Here is an 841-nt window from a genome sequence, read left to right as displayed (position 1 = left end):
TGAGTCTGGCAAAGCTCAAACTCTGTTCTTGTATCGTTATCTACTGTGCTGCCAGACAGGTCAGACACTCGGGTCTGGCCGAAGAAGCCTTCTGCCTCTGCCTGGTTGGTCACAATACCCGCCTCGACATCTGCCGCAGTCACTTCATACGTCGCCGTATACGTCGCACTCTCACCCGGCTTCAACGTGCCCTCAGCACTGTTCATGCTGCTGGACTGGAACGTGATCGCTCCAAACGTGCCCGTGCCACTGAAGCTCTCCTCAGCGATCGCCACATTGGTCAGGGTCACATTACCCTGGTTGGTCACCACAAACGTATAGGTCAACTCGTCGCCCGCTTCCACACAGTCGTCTCCGCTGTCGCTAGGAGCCACTGTCTTCACCAGCGCGATAGAACAATCATTAATTGTCAAAGTAACCGGAACTCTGGAACTTTTACATCCCTCAGCAGAGACAGCCTCAGCCCAGTAAGTAATTGTTCCTATTTCACTTAAAGTAGGTAATCCTTGAATAGGAACTAATGCTTCAATAGAAGAATACCATAATAAAGTAGCACCTTGCTCAACGGTCGCTGTAGCTGTAAGTGTTTGAATATTATCAAGAGCACATTCTACTTGATCAATACCAACTACAGGGTCCTCAACATCAGTCACCACGACCGCTACCGCATTTGAAGTGGCAGGTCCGCAGCTTGCACTGGTCGCTACCACATAATAATAAGTTGTGCCTACCACAGCAGTGGATGGCGTATAGCTCGCTCCAGTGCCTACAGACGTTCCGCCCACGTTGCTGTTGGTCGCATTGCTGAACCACTCATACGTGATCGGCTCCGTGCCCGAAG

Annotated in this window: 1 protein-coding gene; it reads right to left on the bottom strand. The window is 51.0% G+C overall.

Annotated features, from left to right (window positions below; genetic code table 11):
* A partial coding sequence (locus AAA938_RS20140; RefSeq protein ID WP_420915759.1) for an immunoglobulin domain-containing protein occupies nucleotides 1-841 on the bottom strand: 841 nt, incomplete at both ends.

Source organism: Algoriphagus taiwanensis, from assembly GCF_036245645.1.
Taxonomy (GTDB): Bacteria; Bacteroidota; Bacteroidia; order Cytophagales; family Cyclobacteriaceae; genus Algoriphagus; species Algoriphagus taiwanensis.
The sequence above is the reverse complement of the archived record's forward strand: the minus strand, read 5'-3'. Positions and strand labels throughout refer to the sequence as shown.